Here is a 17198-nt window from a genome sequence, read left to right as displayed (position 1 = left end):
ATAAACAACCGGAGCGCGATAAATAGCTAAGCCGGTGTTATTCCTGTTCCGGAATAATGGATATCTGGCCGTTACGTTCGAGAATAGCGAATTTTATCGCTTTCAGTTCATAAATCCCATGGTGCTGCCTGGCCGCCAGCAGGATATCATCGACAGAAATATTGACGAGCTTCATTTTCTCATCGATGACAGCACCATTTTCCACTACGATAACCGGCGTGCCATCCAGAAAATTTTCCGCCTGGGCAAATTTTTTCTTAATATAGCCGAATAAAATATCAATACTGACCAGGGTGACGATAGTCAGCATCGAACCGGTAACGGAATAGTCTGTGCTGAGCATCGCCTGCTGGGTCGCTTCACTGATAATCAGCAGCAGTATCAGGTCAAAATTGGTTAACTGCATCAGGGTTCGTCTACCGGCAATCTTGAAAATAATCAGCAGGATCAGATAGATTGCTGCGGCTCTGAGGACCATTTCCATCGCGACTCCTACGGATAGACAAACTGTTGCCAGCTGACGGCAGGGCGATCGTTGACTGCCGCCTGCAGGGAAATATTGCCTATCGTTTTGGGGGTAATAGATAACCATACCGATTGCGGCGAGCGGCTGGTTGTCCGCTGATACACCAGATGTAATTTCCCGTCGGCACTGTACATCTTATCCGGCTGCGGGCGGATATCGCCAACCTGGTAACGGGTTAATAACGTGGCGGCGAAACTGATCGTCGTGTCATTTTCCTGCGTGGGTTTGATCTGAATATTCAGTTCGGTTTCACTCATCAGTCTGGCATAACGCTGGTAATCGACGCGTAATTCACCATTAGGGCTTTCCCGGTGCGCCTCACTGAAATGTCCGGAGGACCACAGGCCGCTCAATGCGGTAAGGATGATGAGGCTGAGAACAATTATCCCATAGCGCCTGAAGCGATATTCAAAGCGGAGGGCCTGTTCATTCTCGTCGACGATGTGACAAGGTTGTTGATTCTCAGTCATTATTATTTCCCCGCGTTTCGTTTCGCCATCAGCGTAACGATAAGGACATTCTTATATTAGACGATATCAGAACAATTGACTTTGTAAAAATGGCCAGCCTCAGCCAGGCTTTAATCTGTTCATCAGCAAAAACAAGGAGGCATGATGAAAAAATTAGCCTTGGCCATGGCCTGTTTGTTTGCCGCCGCGGTCGCGCAGGCGGACGATAAAGGCGGTTTTAGCCAGGATGCCGCGCCGCCGCCGCCGCACAAACTCGATGACGGCTATCGCGGCGTCGAGGAGGGGCGGATCATGACCGTTGAGCAGGCGAAAACCATGCACGACGGCGCCACGGTTTCCCTGCGCGGCAATCTGCTCACCCGACAGGGGGATGACCGTTATCAGTTTCGCGATAAAAGCGGCACCATCACCGCCATTATTCCGGTTGCCGCGTTTAATGAACAGCACGTAGAGCCTGACGATCTGGTCAGTATTAACGGCAGCCTTGATCGCAAAATGAAGCCGCCGGTAGTACGTATCGATCGCCTGCTCAAACAGTCGCCTAAGTAAGGGGAGCTTACCGGTATGAGCACAACATCCCACCCGCATGACGAGGAGCGCGGGAAGCACCCTGCGCGCGAGGCGCCTGACGAACATGGCGAAGTGCCGCGTAAACGGGACGACAGCGAGGATGACAAAACCGATCCTTACCATCCTCACGATGGCCGTTAGCGTCATCCGCAACGGGAACTTTTTGGGAACGCTGATGCGGCGGGCCGCAGAATAGAAGCAGGTTCAGCATCAGGCACTATACTTTTTGTTCGACATCATCACAGGAGGAGTCATATGGCGATTCATAAGAAAGGGCTGGCGCACTGGGAAGGCGATCTCAAGCATGGCAAAGGCACCGTGTCGACGGAGAGCGGGGCGCTGAGCCAGCAGCCCTACGGCTTTAATACCCGTTTTGAAGGGGTGAAAGGCACCAATCCCGAAGAGCTGATCGGCGCCGCACATGCCGCCTGCTTCTCGATGGCCCTATCGTTGATGCTCAGCGAAGAGGGCTATACCGCGACGTCCATCGACACCACCGCAGTGGTCACCCTTAATAAAACCGACGGTGGGTTTGCAATAACCGACATCGCGTTGCAAAGCCAGATTGTCCTGCCCGGCGTTGCGCCGGCGGCGTTCGATGAGATCATCCAGAAAGCGAAGGCCGGCTGCCCGGTATCACAGGTGCTGAAAGCCAATATCACCCTTGACTACCAGCTAAATCCATAAGCTGTTGTGCCCGCACTCTGCGGGCACCGTTCCCGCGATCTCTCTCCCTGTCACTGCCTCCGCTGCGCAATAGTGGTATCTTTGGTCCTTTGGTAAACGTAAGGGACTCCAGCATGATCGGCATTCGCGGAATGATCGAGGCGCAGGTGCTCGGCCTGACCGGCATGGCGCTAAAAGAGATTGATTTTGAACAGCCCAAAGGGGAGCCGGGGCTTTTTGGTCCGCAATCAGCCATCTGGCAGGTGCATGGCGATTTTACCTCAATGCTGTGCGGCGGCATTAGCGCGCTGTTGCTGCAGATGCTGCACCCCCTGGCGCTGGCCGGCGTCTGGGACCACTCCCGTTTCCGCGAGGATATCTTTGGCCGCCTGCGTCGCACCAGTCAGTTTATCTCCGCTACCACCTTCGCCGCCACCCCCGACGCCGAGCGGTTGATCGCCAAAGTGCAGGGGATCCATCAGCGGATCGCCGGGGTGGACAAGGACGGCACGCCGTATCAGGCAAGCGACCCGGCGCTGTTGACCTGGGTGCATGTCGCTGAGTGCAGCCGCTTTATGGCCTCCCACCTGCGCTACAAGCGGACGGTGGTCAGCGTCCAGCGCCAGGAGGACTATTTTCGCGAGTCGGCGGAGATCGCTCGTCGGCTGGGAGCCAAAGATATTCCCCAGACGCCGAATGAGGTCGCGGACTATCTTGAGGCGATGCGGCCGCAGCTGCGCTGTGACGAACGTACCCGGGAGGTAGCCGAGGTGCTGCTCACCACCCGTCTGCCGGGTCGCCTGAGTCAGCCGGTTGGCCAGGTGATGATGCGGGCCGGGATCGATCTTCTGCCGCCATGGGCGCAGGAGATGCTGGGACTGTCGCTGACGCCGCTGCAGCGGCGCACGACGCGTCTGATGGTACTGGCCATCGCCCGCGTGCTGCGCGCCTCGGTACGTAACGGCGCCTGGCATTGCGCCATGCGCCGGATGGCGGAGGCGTGATTCAGCCCGCCTTGCCCAGGTGCCGGGCAATCAGCGCCTCCAGGCTACCGTCCGCCCGCCATTCGTCCAACGCGTCATTCACCGCGCTAAAGCGGACCACATCATCCCGGGCGACGCAGATGGCCTGCTGGATCTCGGTAAAATTATCCGCTAAGACCCGCACCCCCGGATGGCGGCGCGCTGTCGCCTCCAGCGGCTGACGGATGCCAGCGACCATATCCCCTTCACCGGCGAGGAAGGCGTCGATGGCCTCCTGCGAGGAGGGGAGACGATTCAGGCTGGCGTGCTGCAGATGGCGGGTGAGCCACAGATCGTAGGCGGCGTTTTGCCCGACGTTAATCGTGGTTGCCGGGCGATCCATATCGGCCACGCTCTGGCAGGGCGAACCGGCTCTCACCAGCGCGGTCCCCTGAATGGTGATATAGGGAGAAGTAAAGCGCAGGGTCGCCTCCCTCGCCGGGTCGATGGCCAGAAAGGCGATATCCCAGCGTTCGCCTCCGGCGTCGGCCACCACTTTACCGGCGGCAGGATAGGTGACGAACTCGGCGACGACGCCCCAGCGCTGCGCCAGTCGATGGCTGAGCTCGGGGGTAATGCCTGTCGGCTCGCCGTTTTCTCCAGGATGGGCCAGTACCGCATTGCCCAGATTAATGGCAAAACGCAGCCGGGATGGTGTGATTGCTGACATCGCTGACTCCTGTGGTGGCTAAGAGAAGGTGGCCCGACCTGTTGGTCGCCAGTGAAAAGATAGTCCATCCGCGCGCGGTTGTACCTCCGGGGCCACACTTTCAGAATACAGTAATTAACGACCGCAGCGATTTCGTTAAACAGCAAGGCAATGGCTTTTATATTGTTAAGCATAAACTCAGCTTGTCAGTTTATTCTTCCCGCTCACTGAGGGAGAGAAATAATGGCACAACATAATTTTGAAAATGATAATAAATATCATCAGCGTTCTGAGCAGGCGCGAAGGAGTACCCTGGTTAGCGTGGTGGTCAATATTTTTCTCTCCGCGTTGCAGATTGCGGTGGGAATATATTCTGGTTCCCAGGGGTTAATTGCCGATGGCATGCACTCTTTTTCCGATCTGCTCGCCGATGGCGTCGTGCTGGTGGCGAATAAAAAGAGTCGCCGACCGTCTGACCACGATCACCATTATGGCCACTGGCGTTATGAGAACGGCGCCTCTCTGGTCCTCGGCGCGATCCTGGTGCTGGTCGGGGTCGGTATGCTGTGGTCTGCCGCGGGTCATCTCGCGCAACCGCAGACGATTCCGCCGGTGCACAGCGTGGCGCTGTGGATGGCGCTGACGGCGCTGGTGGTCAAAGAGGGGCTGTTTCGCTATATGCTGGCGGCCGCCAGGCGGCTGAACTCCTCGCTGCTCATCGCCAACGCCTGGCATGCCCGCTCCGACGCCGCGTCATCCCTGGTGGTGGCGCTGGGGATTATCGGTAATCTGGCCGGGTTCGCCTGGTTCGACCCGCTCGCCGCGCTGGCGGTAGGGCTGGTGATTACGCGGATGGGCTATCGTTTCGCCGCCACCGCGCTGCACGATTTAATGGACCGCGCTGTCGATGAAGAGACGCAGCGGGCAATCGCCGGCACGCTGCGGGCCACGCCGGGCGTGGCGGGTCTGCACGATTTGAAAACCCGTAAGGCGGGGGATCTGGTGCTGGTGGATGTCCATCTCGAGGTAGCCGGAGAGCTGTCGGTCGCTGAAGGGCATCAGATTGCCCGGCAGGCGCGGGAGCGGGTCATGGCGCAGCATCCGGTGCTTAATGTGATGGTGCATCTCGATCCCTGCGCGGCGGTTGCCAGTTCGCCGGAGGAGGCAAACTGCCTGACGTCATAAGCGGAAATAGACTGGCTCAGCGGTTATTTTATCCCTGAGCCATTATTCCTCGCCCCTTCCGCCCGCGCATTGATTGCCTGAACGATAAATAAGGCTCATACTGAGCCGGCCATTACCATCGCTAAATAATGGCGCAGATCTGCCCGTTGCAGTTAACGATAAAATAAACCAATCGGTTCATAGATAATCTCTATTCTTTATTTCGAGATAATGACCAGAGCGGTAATTCAGGAAGTCAGACAATGATCATTCGGCCAGAACAACACTGGTTTCTTCGCCTATTTGACTGGCACGGCTCCGTGCTGTCAAAAATCATCTTTCGTCTGCTGCTTAATGTGCTGATGTCCATCATCGCCATTATCAGCTATCAATGGTACGCGCAGCTGGGGATCCACTTAACGGTGGCGCCGTTCAGTCTGCTGGGTATCGCGATAGCGATTTTCCTCGGCTTTCGCAACAGCGCCAGCTATAGCCGCTTCGTCGAGGCGCGCAATCTGTGGGGGACGGTGCTTATCGCCGAACGTACCCTGGTGCGCCAGCTGCGCAATATCCTGCCGGCGGAACACGATGCCCATCAGCGCATCGTCAGCTATCTCGTGGCCTTCAGCTGGAGCCTGAAGCACCAGCTGCGCAAAACCGATCCGACGGCTGACCTGCAGCGGCTGCTGCCCGAGGAGAGGGTGACGGAGATCCTCGCCAGTTCGATGCCCACCAACCGGATCCTGCTGCTGGCCGGTAACGAAATTGGCCAGCTGCGCGAGGCGGGCAAGCTGAGCGACATCACCTACGGGCTGATGGACAATAAGCTCGATGAGCTGGCGCACGTGCTGGGCGGCTGCGAAAGGCTGGCCACCACCCCGGTGCCGTTCGCCTATACCCTGATCCTGCAGCGCACCGTGTACCTGTTCTGCACGCTGCTGCCGTTTGCCCTGGTCGGGGATCTGCACTACATGACGCCGTTTGTCTCGGTCTTTATCTCCTACACCTTTTTATCCTGGGATTCGCTGGCGGAAGAGCTGGAGGATCCTTTCGGCACCGCCGCCAACGACCTGCCGCTGAACGCGATGTGCAACACCATTGAGCGCAATCTGCTCGACATGACCGGTCAACATCCGCTGCCGGAGACGCTGCGTCCGGACCGTTACTTCAACCTGACCTGAACCCCTGCGCGCCGGGCAGTTTCCGCTGCCCGGTCATCACTTTCCCGTCCCCGCGTGACCCGCCGCGCAGAGGGCGGCGATAAAAGCAAAATTTGCAAATAAGTTAAATTTAACACCCGATAGATAACATCAATTATACAGATTTGTGGCGTATGTTATTATTCGGTTAACAAACGCAGTACCTACGCTTTCCCATCGTACTATCCTTGAGAAACAGCATTCTTATCAGGTGACGCCGCGCACACCACGCCTCGTCGCCGGGGTCGTCGCACGCTTTTTTTCGGCCGGCGGCGGCCAGAACAGAGCAGCAGGAGTAAAAAGATGACCAATAAAAGACGCGCGGTTCCCGGTGTTCACCCCTATGACGGTCCGGCAGGCGGGTGGGGCGCGCTGAAGGCCACGGCCATTGCCGTGCGTACCCAGATGGATGCCTTCGAGGCGCCCGCCACGCTGCTGCGAACTAACCAGCCGGATGGGTTTGACTGCCCGGGCTGCGCCTGGCCGGATAAAGAGCATAAATCCACTTTTCAGTTTTGCGAAAATGGCGCCAAAGCCGTTACCTGGGAGGCGACCACCAAACGGGTGACGCCAGCGTTCCTCGCGGCTAACACCGTGACCTCCCTGCTGGCGAAAAGCGATTTTGAACTGGAGGGCTATGGCCGCTTAACCCATCCTTTGGTCTACGACCGCGCCAGCGATACGCTGCGACCGGTGGCGTGGGAGGCGGCCTTCGCCCGTATCGGCGAGATCCTTCGCGGCCTGCAGCCAGATGAAGTTGAATTCTACACCTCCGGACGGGCCTCCAATGAAGCGGCGTGGCTGTTTCAGCTGTTTGCCCGCGAGTACGGCACCAATAACTTTCCCGACTGCTCTAACATGTGCCATGAATCCACCAGCGTGGGCCTGCCGCAGTCGATCGGCATTGGCAAAGGCACCGTCTCCCTCGACGATTTTGACCAGACCGAGTTGGTGATCTCCATCGGCCATAATCCGGGCACCAACCATCCGCGGATGATGGGCACTCTGCATGAGCTTTCCCGCCGGGGTGTGCCGATTATCGTTTTTAACCCATTGCGTGAGCGGGCGCTGGAGCGTTTTGCCGACCCGCAGAACGTGATGGAGATGGCGACATATCGCTCGACGCCGATCGCGTCGACCTACTACCAGGTACGGGCCGGCGGCGACGCGGCGGCGCTGAAAGGGATCGCCAAAGCGCTGCTGCAGCTGGAGGAGGAGCAGGGCCAGGTGCTCGACCACGCGTTTATTGCGCAACATACCCAGGGGTTCGCCGCCTTCGCCGAGGATCTGCACGCCACCCGCTGGCAGGATATTGAGCAGGAGTCCGGTCTGACGCGCGAGTCGCTAACCCAGGTCGCCGTGGCCTACGCCAAATCCACGGCCACCATCGTCACCTACGGCATGGGCATCACCCAGCATAATAAAGGCACCTCCAACGTCCGGCTGATTGCCGACCTGCTGCTGATGCGCGGCAATATCGGCAAGCCAGGAGCCGGGATCTGCCCATTACGCGGCCATTCAAACGTGCAGGGAAACCGCACCGTCGGGATCAGCGAAAAACCCACTGCGGCCTTCCTCGACAGCCTGCAGCGGGTGATGGGGATCGCGCCGCCGCGGCATCATGGTCACGATGCGGTGAAGGCGCTGGAGGCCATGATCGCTGGCGACGCCAAAGCCCTGATCTGCCTCGGGGGCAACTTCGCCGTGGCGATGCCGGATCACGAACGCGCTTTCCCGGCGATGCGCAACCTTGAGCTCAGCGTTCACGTCGGCACCAAGCTCAACCGCTCGCACCTGTTGACGGCGAAAGAGACCTTTATTCTGCCGTGTCTGGGCCGCACCGAGCTTGACCTGCAGGCCAGCGGCCGACAGTCGATCACCGTCGAGGATTCGATGTCGATGGTACATGCCTCCTCAGGCAAGCTTAAGCCCGCCTCGCCGACGCTGCGCTCGGAGCCGGCGATTGTCGCCGGTCTGGCGAAGGCCACTCTGCCGGCCAGCAAAGTCGACTGGCTGTATCTGGTGGAAGATTACGACCGCATTCGCGATCTGATCGAACAGACCATTCCGGGGTTCGAGGATTACAACCAGCGCATTCGCCACCCCGGGGGCTTTCGCATGCCGCTGCCGCCGACCGAGCGCATCTGGCCTACCGCCACCGGCAAAGCCATGTTCTCGGTTTTCAAAGGCGTGCATGAGAACGTGGTGGTGGAGGGCGAGGATGTGATGCGCTTAGTGACCCTGCGCAGCCACGACCAGTACAACACCACCATCTACGCTATGGATGACCGTTACCGCGGCGTTTTTGGCCGTCGCGACGTGCTGTTTATGAACGAGCAGGATATGGCCGACCAGGGCCTGGAGCATGGCGATCGGGTGGATATCCACACCGCGCTGCCGGGCAGCGCGTTGACGCTCAGAGATATCACCGTGGTGGCCTACGGCATCGCGCCCGGCACCGTCGGCGCCTATTATCCGGAAGCCAACGTGCTGGTGCCCTTGAACTATCTGGATGAAGAGAGCGGTACGCCCTCCTATAAGTCAGTCCCTGTACGCCTGACGCTGCGCTCGAAAGAGATTCGCCCGCTGGCCAGCGCGCGTTAAAGAAGCAGGGCGTTGGGCGGCGTCGCGCCGTCCTGCGCCCCGTCGCCCCTCCTGTCCTCGCTTGAATTTATCGGTGATGAAACTAACATTCTGGTAACCTGTGCGCGGCCCCGGGGGTGAACGGCGGGGTTCAAACGGGAAAGAGAATGGATATTAAGCAACTCAAGTATTTGATCGCGCTCGATCAGACGCGCCATTTTGGCCAGGCGGCGGCAGCCTGCCATATTACCCAGCCAACCCTCTCCATGCGCATTCGTAATCTGGAAGAGGAGCTGAACCTGACCCTTATCCAGCGCGGGCAGCGCTTTGAGGGTTTTACCCCTGAGGGGGAGCGGATCCTCGCGTGGGCGCGGGCGGTGCTTGCCGCCCATGACGGCCTGGCGGCGGAGGCGGCCATCTGTCGCGGGCAGATGGTCGGCCAGCTGCGGGTTGGTATGGTGCCACTGGCGAGCCTCAACCCGATGCAGCTGATTAAACCCCTCGCGGAGAAATACCCGGCGCTGCAGTTCAGCCTGCTGTCAATGACCTCGGAGCAGATTATCGATGGCGTCAGCCGCAACCAGCTGGACCTGGGGATCTGTTACCTGCAGCATCTGGATGAACGCCTGTTTAAGATCGCCCGGCTGCCGCAAACCCGGATGGGACTGCTGCACGATAAACGCCATTTCGACTTCAGCGCCGGGACGCCGGGCTGGGATACGCTGGCGGCGCTGCCCCTTGGCTTTCTGACCAAGGGAATGTACTACCGGGAATCCATTGAAATCAGCTTTAAGGCCAAAGGGCTAACCCCGACGTCTGTCTTTGAAAGCGATTCAACGTTTCAGATTATCCAGGCGGTGCAGGCGGGGATCTGCTGCGCCATTATGCCGCTTAACAACGGCCTCGAAGCGCTGAGCGATAATCTTGAAATTCTGCCGATCGCCGAAACCCAGGTCGATTCGCAGCTGGCGCTGATTATGCGCCAGCAGGAGCCGGTCTCGTCCCTGGCGGAAAAATGCTTCGCCGAGGCGCAGGGGATTTTTGGCTGAGGCCAGCCTCAGATATTCTCCAGTCGAATGCCCCGGGTTCTCGGGCCGAAGATCCCCACCGACAGCATCACCATCAGCATACTGACGACGATAAAGCTAATCACCCCCGGCGTGCCGGCATATTGCAGAATAATGCCGATCAGGATGCTGGTCACCGCGGTCGAGAGACGACTGAACGAGTAGCAGAAGCCGACGGCGCGGGCGCGAATATGGGTCGGGAAGACCTCGGCCTGGTAGGCGTGGTAGCTGATGGTCAGCCAGGCGTTGGACCAGGTGATCATAAACCCGCAGATCACCAGCAGGATAGGATTGTTTTGCAGCGCAAACAGGGTGCCGAAGATGACGGTCATCAGCGCGGAGAGTACGATCTGCCACTTGTTCTCAAAGCGATGCACGAAGCGGGTGCAGAACAGGCAGCCCAGCGGATAGGCGAGGGTGATAAAGAAGGCGTACAGCAGACTGTGGGTGATACTGGCCCCCTGACCGGAAAGCAGCGCTGGCAGCCAGTTGCCAAAGCCGAAGAAACCGATCGCCTGGAAGAAATTCATCACCATCAGCATCAGGGTTCGCTGCCGGTACTGCGGCGCCCAGATTTCGCCGAAGGTGCCGCGTTTGACGACGCTCTGTGCCGCCTGCACATGCTTCGGCGACGGCGTCAGGCCGCAGCGGGCTTCCATGGCGCACATCACCGCATGCGCTTCATCATGCCGCCCTTTGCTTTCCAGCCAGCGGGCTGACTCCGGCAGCTTTTTGCGGATAAACCAGATCGCCAGCGAGAACAGCGCACCGAAGATGATCACCCAGCGCCAGCCGCTGAGGCCGAAAAGGGTGGTTGGCACCAATATCCAGGACATCAGCGCTACCGCCGGAACCGACAAGAACTGAATAAAGAAGGCAAAGGCGAAGGCTTTATTGCGCAGGTGGGTAGGTACCCATTCGCTGAGGTAGGTGTCAATGGTCACCAGCTCAATGCCGAGGCCGATTCCCACCAGAAAGCGGAAGAAGATCACCCCTTCCGCACTGCTCTGGGTCGCCATCAGCAGCGAGAAAAAGCCGTACCAGGCGAGCGCCACCATAAAGGTCAGGCGGCGCCCCAGCTTGTCCGCCAGCGGCGCCAGCAGACTCGCGCCGATAAACAGCCCCATAAAGGTGGCGGAGGCAAAGGCCGCCTGATCGGCGATGCCAAAGATCCCCGCCGCGCCGGTGTGGAAAATACCCTCCGCCAGCAGGCCCGCGCTGATGTACCCGGTCTGGAACAAATCGTAGAGCTCAAAGAAGCCGCCGAGGGAGAGTAGGGTGATAAACGACCATAACCCGAAGGAGGCGGGCAGCGCGTCAATGCGTCCGGTTAAGCTGGCGTGCGGTTGTCCTGGCGAAGCATAGGGCGATTCGCCGAGAACCTGGGTGGTAGACATGGTGTTGTGTTCCTCAGGAAAAATGGTTTGCCTGCTAATGTTAAGTGATTGTTAATAGTTTTAAATTTTTAATCTTTAGCGTTAACAGCAATCTTTAGCGCAAGATCGCGCCATGCAGGGTAAAAGATGATATTCATGCTGGTTTTCGCCGCACGCTGAGGGAAGAATTGAAGTAAATCACCGTGGGGGGCAATGTTCTCCGCCAGGCGATGTCGCGCTGCGCAGGGCCAGGCCCAGGGCCAGACAGAGTAAACGAATCCTCACTGGCGGCGTTTTCCCGCTTTACCCGCTATTGCGCCGGGCTATAATGTGCCCACGTTCATACAGGAGTCATGCGTTGGACAGTCATCCTTATTGTTATTCTCCGGCAAGTTAACGCGACTATTTTCGCTGCTTGCCGATCCGGCGGGCAGCAATCTTTGATTACCGGATTGCCTCCCTGAATGTAGTGATTCGCGACCGAACGCGAGAGGCATCGTTATGTTTCTGTTTCCCACCACCTTATTTCCTCCACCATCATCCGCCCGCTAATTGCCCGGCGCGGCTGAGCGCGACATCAATACATTTTTATTGCTTTCTGTTATCTGGAGGAAGGCGCGATGGTATTTCCTTATATGACACATTTACTCGCGGCAATGCTGCTGGGAGCGCTGATCGGCGCGGAAAGACAATGGCGGCAACGTATGGCCGGTTTGCGGACCAATGCGCTGGTGGCCACCGGCGCGGCGGTGTTTATTCTTAGCGCGATGTCGGCCTCGCCGGACAGCCCGGGGCGCATTGCGGCGCAGATCGTCTCCGGTATCGGCTTCCTGGGGGCGGGAGTGATTATGCGCGATGGCATGAACGTTCGCGGCCTCAATACCGCCGCTACCCTGTGGTGCTCGGCCGGTATTGGTGTCCTTTGCGGCCTGGGGCAGTTCTGGAACGCGACGGCGGCGACGCTGATTATTCTGTGCGCCAACATCCTGCTCCGCGAAGCGGCGCAGCGTATTCATGCCTTGCCGGGCGCCGGTGACGAAGAAAAACGCTATATCTTACGCGTCACCTGTTTGCGCGAGCATGAAAAGGCCGTGCGTCAGCTGCTGCTGAATATTGCTCAGCAGCAGAGGTTCACCCTGCAGGGATTACAGTCGGCGGCAGCAGACACGGCGGATCAGCTGGAGATTTGCGCGGAGCTGATTAGCCATAAGCAGCATCAGAAAACGCTGGCGCAGATTATGGCGCAAGTGGGCGTTCAGCAGAACGTCACCTCGGTACACTGGCGCGTCGGAGAAGCATAGAGGCAGGCGGCGGGGCAGCGGAAACGGCCGCTGGCCGCGCGATTCGCCAACCCGTGGGAAAGCGGCTAGAATGGCCTCCTGCCGGAGGTTATAAGAATGTTAAATAATGGATGTGTGCCGTCGGAATCTGGCCAGACTATGACGACGGCTGATTTTCGCTTTACCCGCGTGATGGCCGAGCAGGCGGCGCGTGCCCGTCTGACGCTGGACGACGATCAGCTGTCGCTCATCGCTCGCCTGGACGCCCTGGGCCAGCAGCTGTTGTCCGCGCCCGGCACGCCGCAGGGACTGTACGTCTGGGGACGCACCGGGCGAGGGAAAAGCTATATTCTCGATCACTTTTTTGCCAGCCTGCCGCTTGCCGCCCGGCGTCGGGTCCATTTTCATCACTTCTTCCGCGAACTGCACCAGCGGCTGAATGCCCCCGGCGCGCCCGGCCTGCAGACGGTGATGATGCAGATGACCTCCGGCTGCCGCCTGCTGTGTTTCGACGAATTTCATCTTCACGACCCCGGCGACGCCATGCTGATGAAGGCGCTGCTGGAACACCTTTTTCAACGGGGCATCGTGCTGCTGGCTACCTCTAACTACCCGCCGGAGATGCTGCTGCCTAATCCGCTGTATCACGATCGCTTTTTACCGTCGATCGCGCTGATCCGCGCCCACCTGGTGGTCGTCGCGCTTAACGGCGAGGAGGATTATCGCGAACGGCATCTGAGCCAGGATAACGCCTTCTGCAGCGGGCGGCTATGGGTTAACCCGGGCGAATCACAGCGTCAGCTGTACGAGCTGCCCTCGCTGCCTGCCGAACCGGTCCCGCTGGAGGTAGGCTACCGCACGCTGCAGGCGGCCGCGGCGTCACCCGCCTTGCTCCATTTCTCTTTTGCCCAGCTCTGCCAGGCCGCCACGGCGGTGATGGACTATCTGGCGCTCAGCGAACGTTATGCCGTCTGGTTACTGGACGAGGTGCCGCCGCTAGCCACGGTTGGGCCGGCGGCCCAGCAGCGCTTTATCAACGTGATTGATGTGTTGTATGAAAAGCAGATCCGCCTGCTGCTGGTGACCCGCTGCGACCTGGAGACGCTGGTGGCCGGGGTGGAACTGGAGGATATTCAGCGAACGCGGAGCCGTCTGCAACAGCTGCCGCGGGCGGTATAAAAAAAAGCCCCGGCGGGTGCCGGGGCGAGGGGATCACAGGTCGAAACGGTCGAGGTTCATCACCTTGGTCCAGGCGGCGACAAAGTCATGCACCAGCTTCTGCTGCCCGTCGGCGCAGGCGTACACTTCCGCCAGGGCGCGCAGGACCGAGTTGGAGCCAAACACCAGATCCACGCGGGTGGCGCTGTACTTCGCTTCGCCGGTTTTACGGTCGCTGCCGGTAAACAGCTCCGCCCGATCATCGGCCGGTTTCCAGACGGTGGCCATATCCAGCAGGTTGACGAAGAAGTCATTGCTGAGCACGCCGACGCGGTCGGTAAACACCCCGTGTTTGCTGCCGTCGTAGTTGGCGCCCAGCACGCGCAGTCCACCCACCAGAACCGTCATTTCCGGAGCGGTTAAGGTCAGCTGCTGCGCTTTATCGATCAGCAGCGTTTCCGTCGACACACCGCCCTCGATGCGACGGTAGTTGCGGAAGCCATCCGCCAGCGGCTGCAGCAGGTCAAACGACTCGACGTCGGTCTGCTCAGGCAGGGCGTCGACGCGGCCAGGGGTAAACGGCACGTTGACGCTGACGCCAGCCGCCGCCGCTGCCTGCTCAACGCCGACCACGCCAGCCAGCACGATGATATCGGCCAGCGACGCTTTGCCGGAGGCGCGCTGGATCGCCTGCAGGGTCGGCAGCACCCGGCTGGCGATAGCATTGACCGGCCAGTCCTTCTGCGGGGCCAGCGCCAGACGCGCGCCGTTGGCGCCGCCGCGCTTATCGCCGCCGCGGAAAGTGGAGGCGGAGGCCCAGGCTACCGATACCAGCTCACTCACCGACAGGCCGGCGCCGGCGATGGCGGTTTTCAGGCTGGCGATGTCTTCCGCGCTCGGCTGATGGGTGGCCGCCGGCAGCGGATCCTGCCAAATCAGATCTTCTTTTGGCACTTCCGGCCCGAGGTAACGGGATTTCGGCCCCATATCGCGGTGGGTCAGCTTGAACCACGCCCGGGCGAAGGCCTCGTTAAAAGCCTGCGGGTCGTTGAGGAAGCGACGGGAGATCTTCTCAAACTCCGGGTCGAAGCGCAGGGTCAGGTCGGTGACCAGCATGGTCGGTTTGCGCTTTTTCCCCGGGTTAAACGGATCCGGGATAATTTCCGGCGCGTCTTTGGCTTCGAATTGGATAGCGCCCGCCGGGCTGCGGGTCTGCACCCATTCGTATTTGAACAGGTTCTCGAAAAAGTAGTTGCTCCACTGGGTGGGCGTCTGCGTCCAGACCACTTCCAGACCGGAGGTAATGGCATCCGCGCCTGCGCCGCTGCCGTAGCTGGAGTGCCAGCCCAAGCCCTGTGCTTCCAGCGGCGCGGCTTCCGGCTCGGCGCCGACGTGGCTGGTTTCTGCGGCGCCATGGGTTTTACCCAGCGTGTGGCCGCCGGCGATCAGCGCGACTATTTCTTCATCGTCCATCGCCATATTGCCGAAGGTGGCGCGAATGGCCGCGGCGGCGGACAGCGGCTCGCCGCTGGCGTTCGGTCCTTCCGGGTTAACGTAAATCAGCCCCATTTCGGTGGCGCCGATGGCCTGTTTCGCCAGGCTTTCCGGGTGACGGTGGGCCAGCCACTCTTTCTCATCGCCCCAGTCAACGTCCAGATCCGGTTCCCAGACATCTTCACGACCGGCGCCAAAACCGAAGGTGCGGAAGCCGGCGTTTTCCAGCGCCACGTTACCCGCCAGCATGTAAAGGTCGGCCCAGGAGATTTTCTGGCCATATTTCTGTTTCACCGGCCACAGCAGACGGCGGGCCTTATCTAGGCTGACGTTGTCAGGCCAGGAGTTCAGCGGCGCAAAGCGCTGCTGCCCACGACCCGCGCCGCCGCGACCGTCAACGGTGCGGTAGGTGCCGGCGCCGTGCCAGGCCATACGAATAAACAGACCGATATAGCTGCCCCAGTCTGCTGGCCACCACTCTTGCGAATCGGTCAGCAGCGCTCTGAGGTCAGCCTTCAGCGCGGAGTAATCGAGCTTTTTAAACTCTTCCCTGTAGTTAAAATCCTCACCCAACGGGTTGGAACGACTGGAGTGCTGGTTCAGCAGATCGACACGCAGCTGGTTAGGCCACCAGTCGCGGTTGCCGGTGCCGCTGCCGGCGCTCTGCTTGGGCGTCTCGGCGTGGAAAGGGCACTTTCCGGCGGATGCGTTGTTGGATGGGTCGTTAGACGTGCTCATATCAGGCTCCGTTTGCTTTTGTGAATGCCGTTACGATATACACTGCTACCAATAAGCGATATTTGAATGAGTCTACGGATTTAATAGCTAATTCCGTTCAACGAAGGGCGAAACACCCTCTTATATGACCTGGCGGATCCAAGGGTAAAAAATACACCTCACCATTAACCATAGACGTAACGAGACGGCAAAGGAAACGATCTGCGTCAATCGGGCCGAAGGAATGCTAATTGTTTGAGATATGACAATTTTACTATGAGAAAAGGATGAGGGTTTTCCGCTGAGCGAGCGTAACGAATGCCCGGCGCAGGGGTTGTTGGCGGACACAGAATAAGCTAATACTTAGACACCATGTGACTGGCGCTAAAGACAGAATACTGTTGGGGAGCATGGTCGACGTCGCCGCGCGCCTGGGCATTACCGCTATCTGGAGATAAGTTATGCCTGAATTCGCTTCATTAATGGCCTTTGCCGCGGTGGCGCTGGGATTAGTGTTAACCCCCGGCCCCAATATGATGTATCTCACTTCGCGTTCGATTTGCCAGGGAAAACGCGCTGGCTTTATCTCCCTTGCCGGGGTTGCCGTGGGCTTTTTCTTCTATATGCTGTGTGCCGCTTTCGGCATTACCGCGTTGGTTTTCGCGGTCCCTTATGCCTACGATGCCTTGCGTTTATGCGGGGTCGCTTATTTGCTCTATCTGGCGTGGCAGGCGATAAAACCAGGAGGGAGGCCGATATTCGCGGTGCGTGAATTACCTGCGGACAGTGGGCGTAAGCTGTTTCTGATGGGATTTATCACCAGCCTGGCGAACCCCAAAGTTGCTATCCTCTATTTGTCCCTGCTGCCGCAGTTTATCACCCCCGGACTCGGTAGCGTGCTCAGCCAGTCGTTAATGTTAGGCTGTACTCAGGTATTAATCAGTGTGGCGGTGAACGGCCTGATTATCTTGCTGGCCGGGCAGGTGGCGTTATTTCTTAGCCGGCGGCCGGGCTGGCAACAATTTCAACGCTGGCTGATGGCGACGGTACTGGCCGGAATGGCGGTTAAGATCGCTTTTGAGGCCAGAAAATAACCGGGTTTGTCGGGAAAAGGGAGGCCAGCGATATCCGTCGCTGGCTAACCTCGCACCCTGATGCCTTTCTGCCACAGAGAAAGGCTCTCCAGGCTCTAACATGCTGAAACATTTCTGCCAGATCATTAGCAACCTTTCAGTAGGGCTAACGCCGCGATAAGGC

16 protein-coding genes and 1 riboswitch are annotated in these 17198 nt (G+C 59.1%); of the genes, 11 read left to right on the top strand and 5 right to left on the bottom strand.

Annotated elements, in window-relative coordinates:
• Window positions 1–37: 37 nt before the first annotated feature.
• Together CE636_RS03390 and CE636_RS03385 are read right to left on the bottom strand one after the other, a co-directional pair.
• Window positions 38–484: a DUF421 domain-containing protein gene (locus CE636_RS03390; RefSeq protein ID WP_004202634.1), complete on the bottom strand. Its 447-nt coding sequence runs from the start codon at window positions 482–484 to the stop codon at window positions 38–40.
• An 8-nt stretch (window positions 485–492) separates the two neighbouring features.
• Window positions 493–996 carry a hypothetical protein gene (locus tag CE636_RS03385; protein ID WP_017900535.1) on the bottom strand — a complete coding sequence of 168 codons (504 nt, stop codon included), beginning with the start codon at window positions 994–996 and terminating at the stop codon, window positions 493–495.
• A 144-nt stretch (window positions 997–1140) separates the two neighbouring features.
• Between CE636_RS03385 and CE636_RS03380 the strand changes: the two genes are divergently transcribed.
• The 4 genes from CE636_RS03380 to CE636_RS03370 all read left to right on the top strand — a co-directional run bounded on the left by CE636_RS03380 (window position 1141) and on the right by CE636_RS03370 (window position 3236).
• A complete protein-coding gene (locus tag CE636_RS03380; RefSeq protein ID WP_025999267.1) occupies window positions 1141–1545 on the top strand; it encodes a YdeI family stress tolerance OB fold protein in 405 nt (134 codons plus the stop codon).
• Between the two features lie 15 nt (window positions 1546–1560).
• Window positions 1561–1707 carry a hypothetical protein gene (locus CE636_RS28500; protein ID WP_017900537.1) on the top strand — a complete coding sequence of 49 codons (147 nt, stop codon included), beginning with the start codon at window positions 1561–1563 and terminating at the stop codon, window positions 1705–1707.
• Between the two features lie 114 nt (window positions 1708–1821).
• The gene (locus CE636_RS03375) at window positions 1822–2253 is read left to right on the top strand and encodes an OsmC family protein (protein WP_004202630.1); all 432 of its coding nucleotides are present in this window, start codon (window positions 1822–1824) and stop codon (window positions 2251–2253) included.
• A gap of 113 nt (window positions 2254–2366) precedes the next feature.
• Complete coding sequence (locus CE636_RS03370; RefSeq protein WP_017900538.1) at window positions 2367–3236, top strand: oxygenase MpaB family protein; 870 nt, start codon at window positions 2367–2369, stop codon at window positions 3234–3236.
• A gap of 1 nt (window position 3237) precedes the next feature.
• Here the strand turns inward: CE636_RS03370 and CE636_RS03365 are convergent, their stop codons facing one another.
• Window positions 3238–3924 (bottom strand): ABC transporter substrate-binding protein, encoded by a 687-nt coding sequence (locus CE636_RS03365; RefSeq protein ID WP_017900539.1) that lies wholly within the window; start codon window positions 3922–3924, stop codon window positions 3238–3240.
• 222 nt (window positions 3925–4146) lie between these two features.
• Here CE636_RS03365 and CE636_RS03355 point away from each other — a divergent pair, with 222 nt between their 5' ends.
• From CE636_RS03355 to CE636_RS03340, 4 genes are all read left to right on the top strand, one after another.
• Window positions 4147–5088, top strand: coding sequence for a cation diffusion facilitator family transporter (locus CE636_RS03355; RefSeq protein ID WP_017900540.1), 942 nt, complete (start codon window positions 4147–4149; stop codon window positions 5086–5088).
• A gap of 242 nt (window positions 5089–5330) precedes the next feature.
• Complete coding sequence (locus CE636_RS03350; protein ID WP_017900541.1) at window positions 5331–6248, top strand: bestrophin family protein; 918 nt, start codon at window positions 5331–5333, stop codon at window positions 6246–6248.
• 321 nt (window positions 6249–6569) lie between these two features.
• A complete protein-coding gene (locus CE636_RS03345; RefSeq protein ID WP_017900542.1) occupies window positions 6570–8870 on the top strand; it encodes an FdhF/YdeP family oxidoreductase in 2301 nt (766 codons plus the stop codon).
• Between the two features lie 146 nt (window positions 8871–9016).
• The gene (locus CE636_RS03340; RefSeq protein WP_004202617.1) at window positions 9017–9898 is read left to right on the top strand and encodes a LysR family transcriptional regulator; all 882 of its coding nucleotides are present in this window, start codon (window positions 9017–9019) and stop codon (window positions 9896–9898) included.
• 8 nt (window positions 9899–9906) lie between these two features.
• Here the strand turns inward: CE636_RS03340 and CE636_RS03335 are convergent, their stop codons facing one another.
• A complete protein-coding gene (locus tag CE636_RS03335; protein WP_004202615.1) occupies window positions 9907–11313 on the bottom strand; it encodes an MFS transporter in 1407 nt (468 codons plus the stop codon).
• A gap of 599 nt (window positions 11314–11912) precedes the next feature.
• On the opposite strand from CE636_RS03335, the gene CE636_RS03330 reads away from it, so the two are divergent.
• Both CE636_RS03330 and zapE read left to right on the top strand, forming a co-directional pair.
• Window positions 11913–12593 carry an MgtC family protein gene (locus CE636_RS03330; RefSeq protein ID WP_004202612.1) on the top strand — a complete coding sequence of 227 codons (681 nt, stop codon included), beginning with the start codon at window positions 11913–11915 and terminating at the stop codon, window positions 12591–12593.
• 96 nt (window positions 12594–12689) lie between these two features.
• Entirely contained in the window at window positions 12690–13751 is a 1062-nt protein-coding gene (zapE, locus tag CE636_RS03325; RefSeq protein ID WP_025999268.1) for a cell division protein ZapE, read from the top strand.
• Window positions 13752–13784: 33 nt separating this feature from the next.
• Here the strand turns inward: zapE and katG are convergent, their stop codons facing one another.
• Window positions 13785–15962, bottom strand: a complete 2178-nt coding sequence (gene katG / locus CE636_RS03320) for a catalase/peroxidase HPI (protein ID WP_004202604.1) — start codon at window positions 15960–15962, stop codon at window positions 13785–13787.
• A gap of 343 nt (window positions 15963–16305) precedes the next feature.
• A riboswitch (ZMP/ZTP riboswitch) is annotated at window positions 16306–16385 on the top strand.
• Window positions 16386–16402: 17 nt separating this feature from the next.
• Between katG and CE636_RS03315 the strand changes: the two genes are divergently transcribed.
• Entirely contained in the window at window positions 16403–17035 is a 633-nt protein-coding gene (locus tag CE636_RS03315; protein WP_004202603.1) for a LysE family translocator, read from the top strand.
• Window positions 17036–17198: the final 163 nt, after the last annotated feature.

The sequence above is a fragment of the Klebsiella sp. LY genome (genome assembly GCF_004010915.1).
Taxonomy (GTDB): domain Bacteria; phylum Pseudomonadota; class Gammaproteobacteria; order Enterobacterales; family Enterobacteriaceae; genus Klebsiella; species Klebsiella quasipneumoniae.
The sequence above is the reverse complement of the archived record's forward strand: the minus strand, read 5'-3'. Positions and strand labels throughout refer to the sequence as shown.

Coding starts and splice junctions, on each gene's coding strand:
- CE636_RS03335 (WP_004202615.1), bottom strand. CDS start 11,313: ATGTCTACCACCCAGGTTCTCGGCGAATCGCCCTATGCTTCGCCAGGA.
- CE636_RS03370 (WP_017900538.1), top strand. CDS start 2,367: ATGATCGGCATTCGCGGAATGATCGAGGCGCAGGTGCTCGGCCTGACC.
- CE636_RS03385 (WP_017900535.1), bottom strand. CDS start 996: ATGACTGAGAATCAACAACCTTGTCACATCGTCGACGAGAATGAACAG.
- CE636_RS03340 (WP_004202617.1), top strand. CDS start 9,017: ATGGATATTAAGCAACTCAAGTATTTGATCGCGCTCGATCAGACGCGC.
- CE636_RS03390 (WP_004202634.1), bottom strand. CDS start 484: ATGGAAATGGTCCTCAGAGCCGCAGCAATCTATCTGATCCTGCTGATT.
- CE636_RS03380 (WP_025999267.1), top strand. CDS start 1,141: ATGAAAAAATTAGCCTTGGCCATGGCCTGTTTGTTTGCCGCCGCGGTC.
- CE636_RS28500 (WP_017900537.1), top strand. CDS start 1,561: ATGAGCACAACATCCCACCCGCATGACGAGGAGCGCGGGAAGCACCCT.
- CE636_RS03345 (WP_017900542.1), top strand. CDS start 6,570: ATGACCAATAAAAGACGCGCGGTTCCCGGTGTTCACCCCTATGACGGT.
- CE636_RS03350 (WP_017900541.1), top strand. CDS start 5,331: ATGATCATTCGGCCAGAACAACACTGGTTTCTTCGCCTATTTGACTGG.
- CE636_RS03365 (WP_017900539.1), bottom strand. CDS start 3,924: ATGTCAGCAATCACACCATCCCGGCTGCGTTTTGCCATTAATCTGGGC.
- katG (WP_004202604.1), bottom strand. CDS start 15,962: ATGAGCACGTCTAACGACCCATCCAACAACGCATCCGCCGGAAAGTGC.
- CE636_RS03375 (WP_004202630.1), top strand. CDS start 1,822: ATGGCGATTCATAAGAAAGGGCTGGCGCACTGGGAAGGCGATCTCAAG.
- CE636_RS03330 (WP_004202612.1), top strand. CDS start 11,913: ATGGTATTTCCTTATATGACACATTTACTCGCGGCAATGCTGCTGGGA.
- CE636_RS03315 (WP_004202603.1), top strand. CDS start 16,403: ATGCCTGAATTCGCTTCATTAATGGCCTTTGCCGCGGTGGCGCTGGGA.
- CE636_RS03355 (WP_017900540.1), top strand. CDS start 4,147: ATGGCACAACATAATTTTGAAAATGATAATAAATATCATCAGCGTTCT.
- zapE (WP_025999268.1), top strand. CDS start 12,690: ATGTTAAATAATGGATGTGTGCCGTCGGAATCTGGCCAGACTATGACG.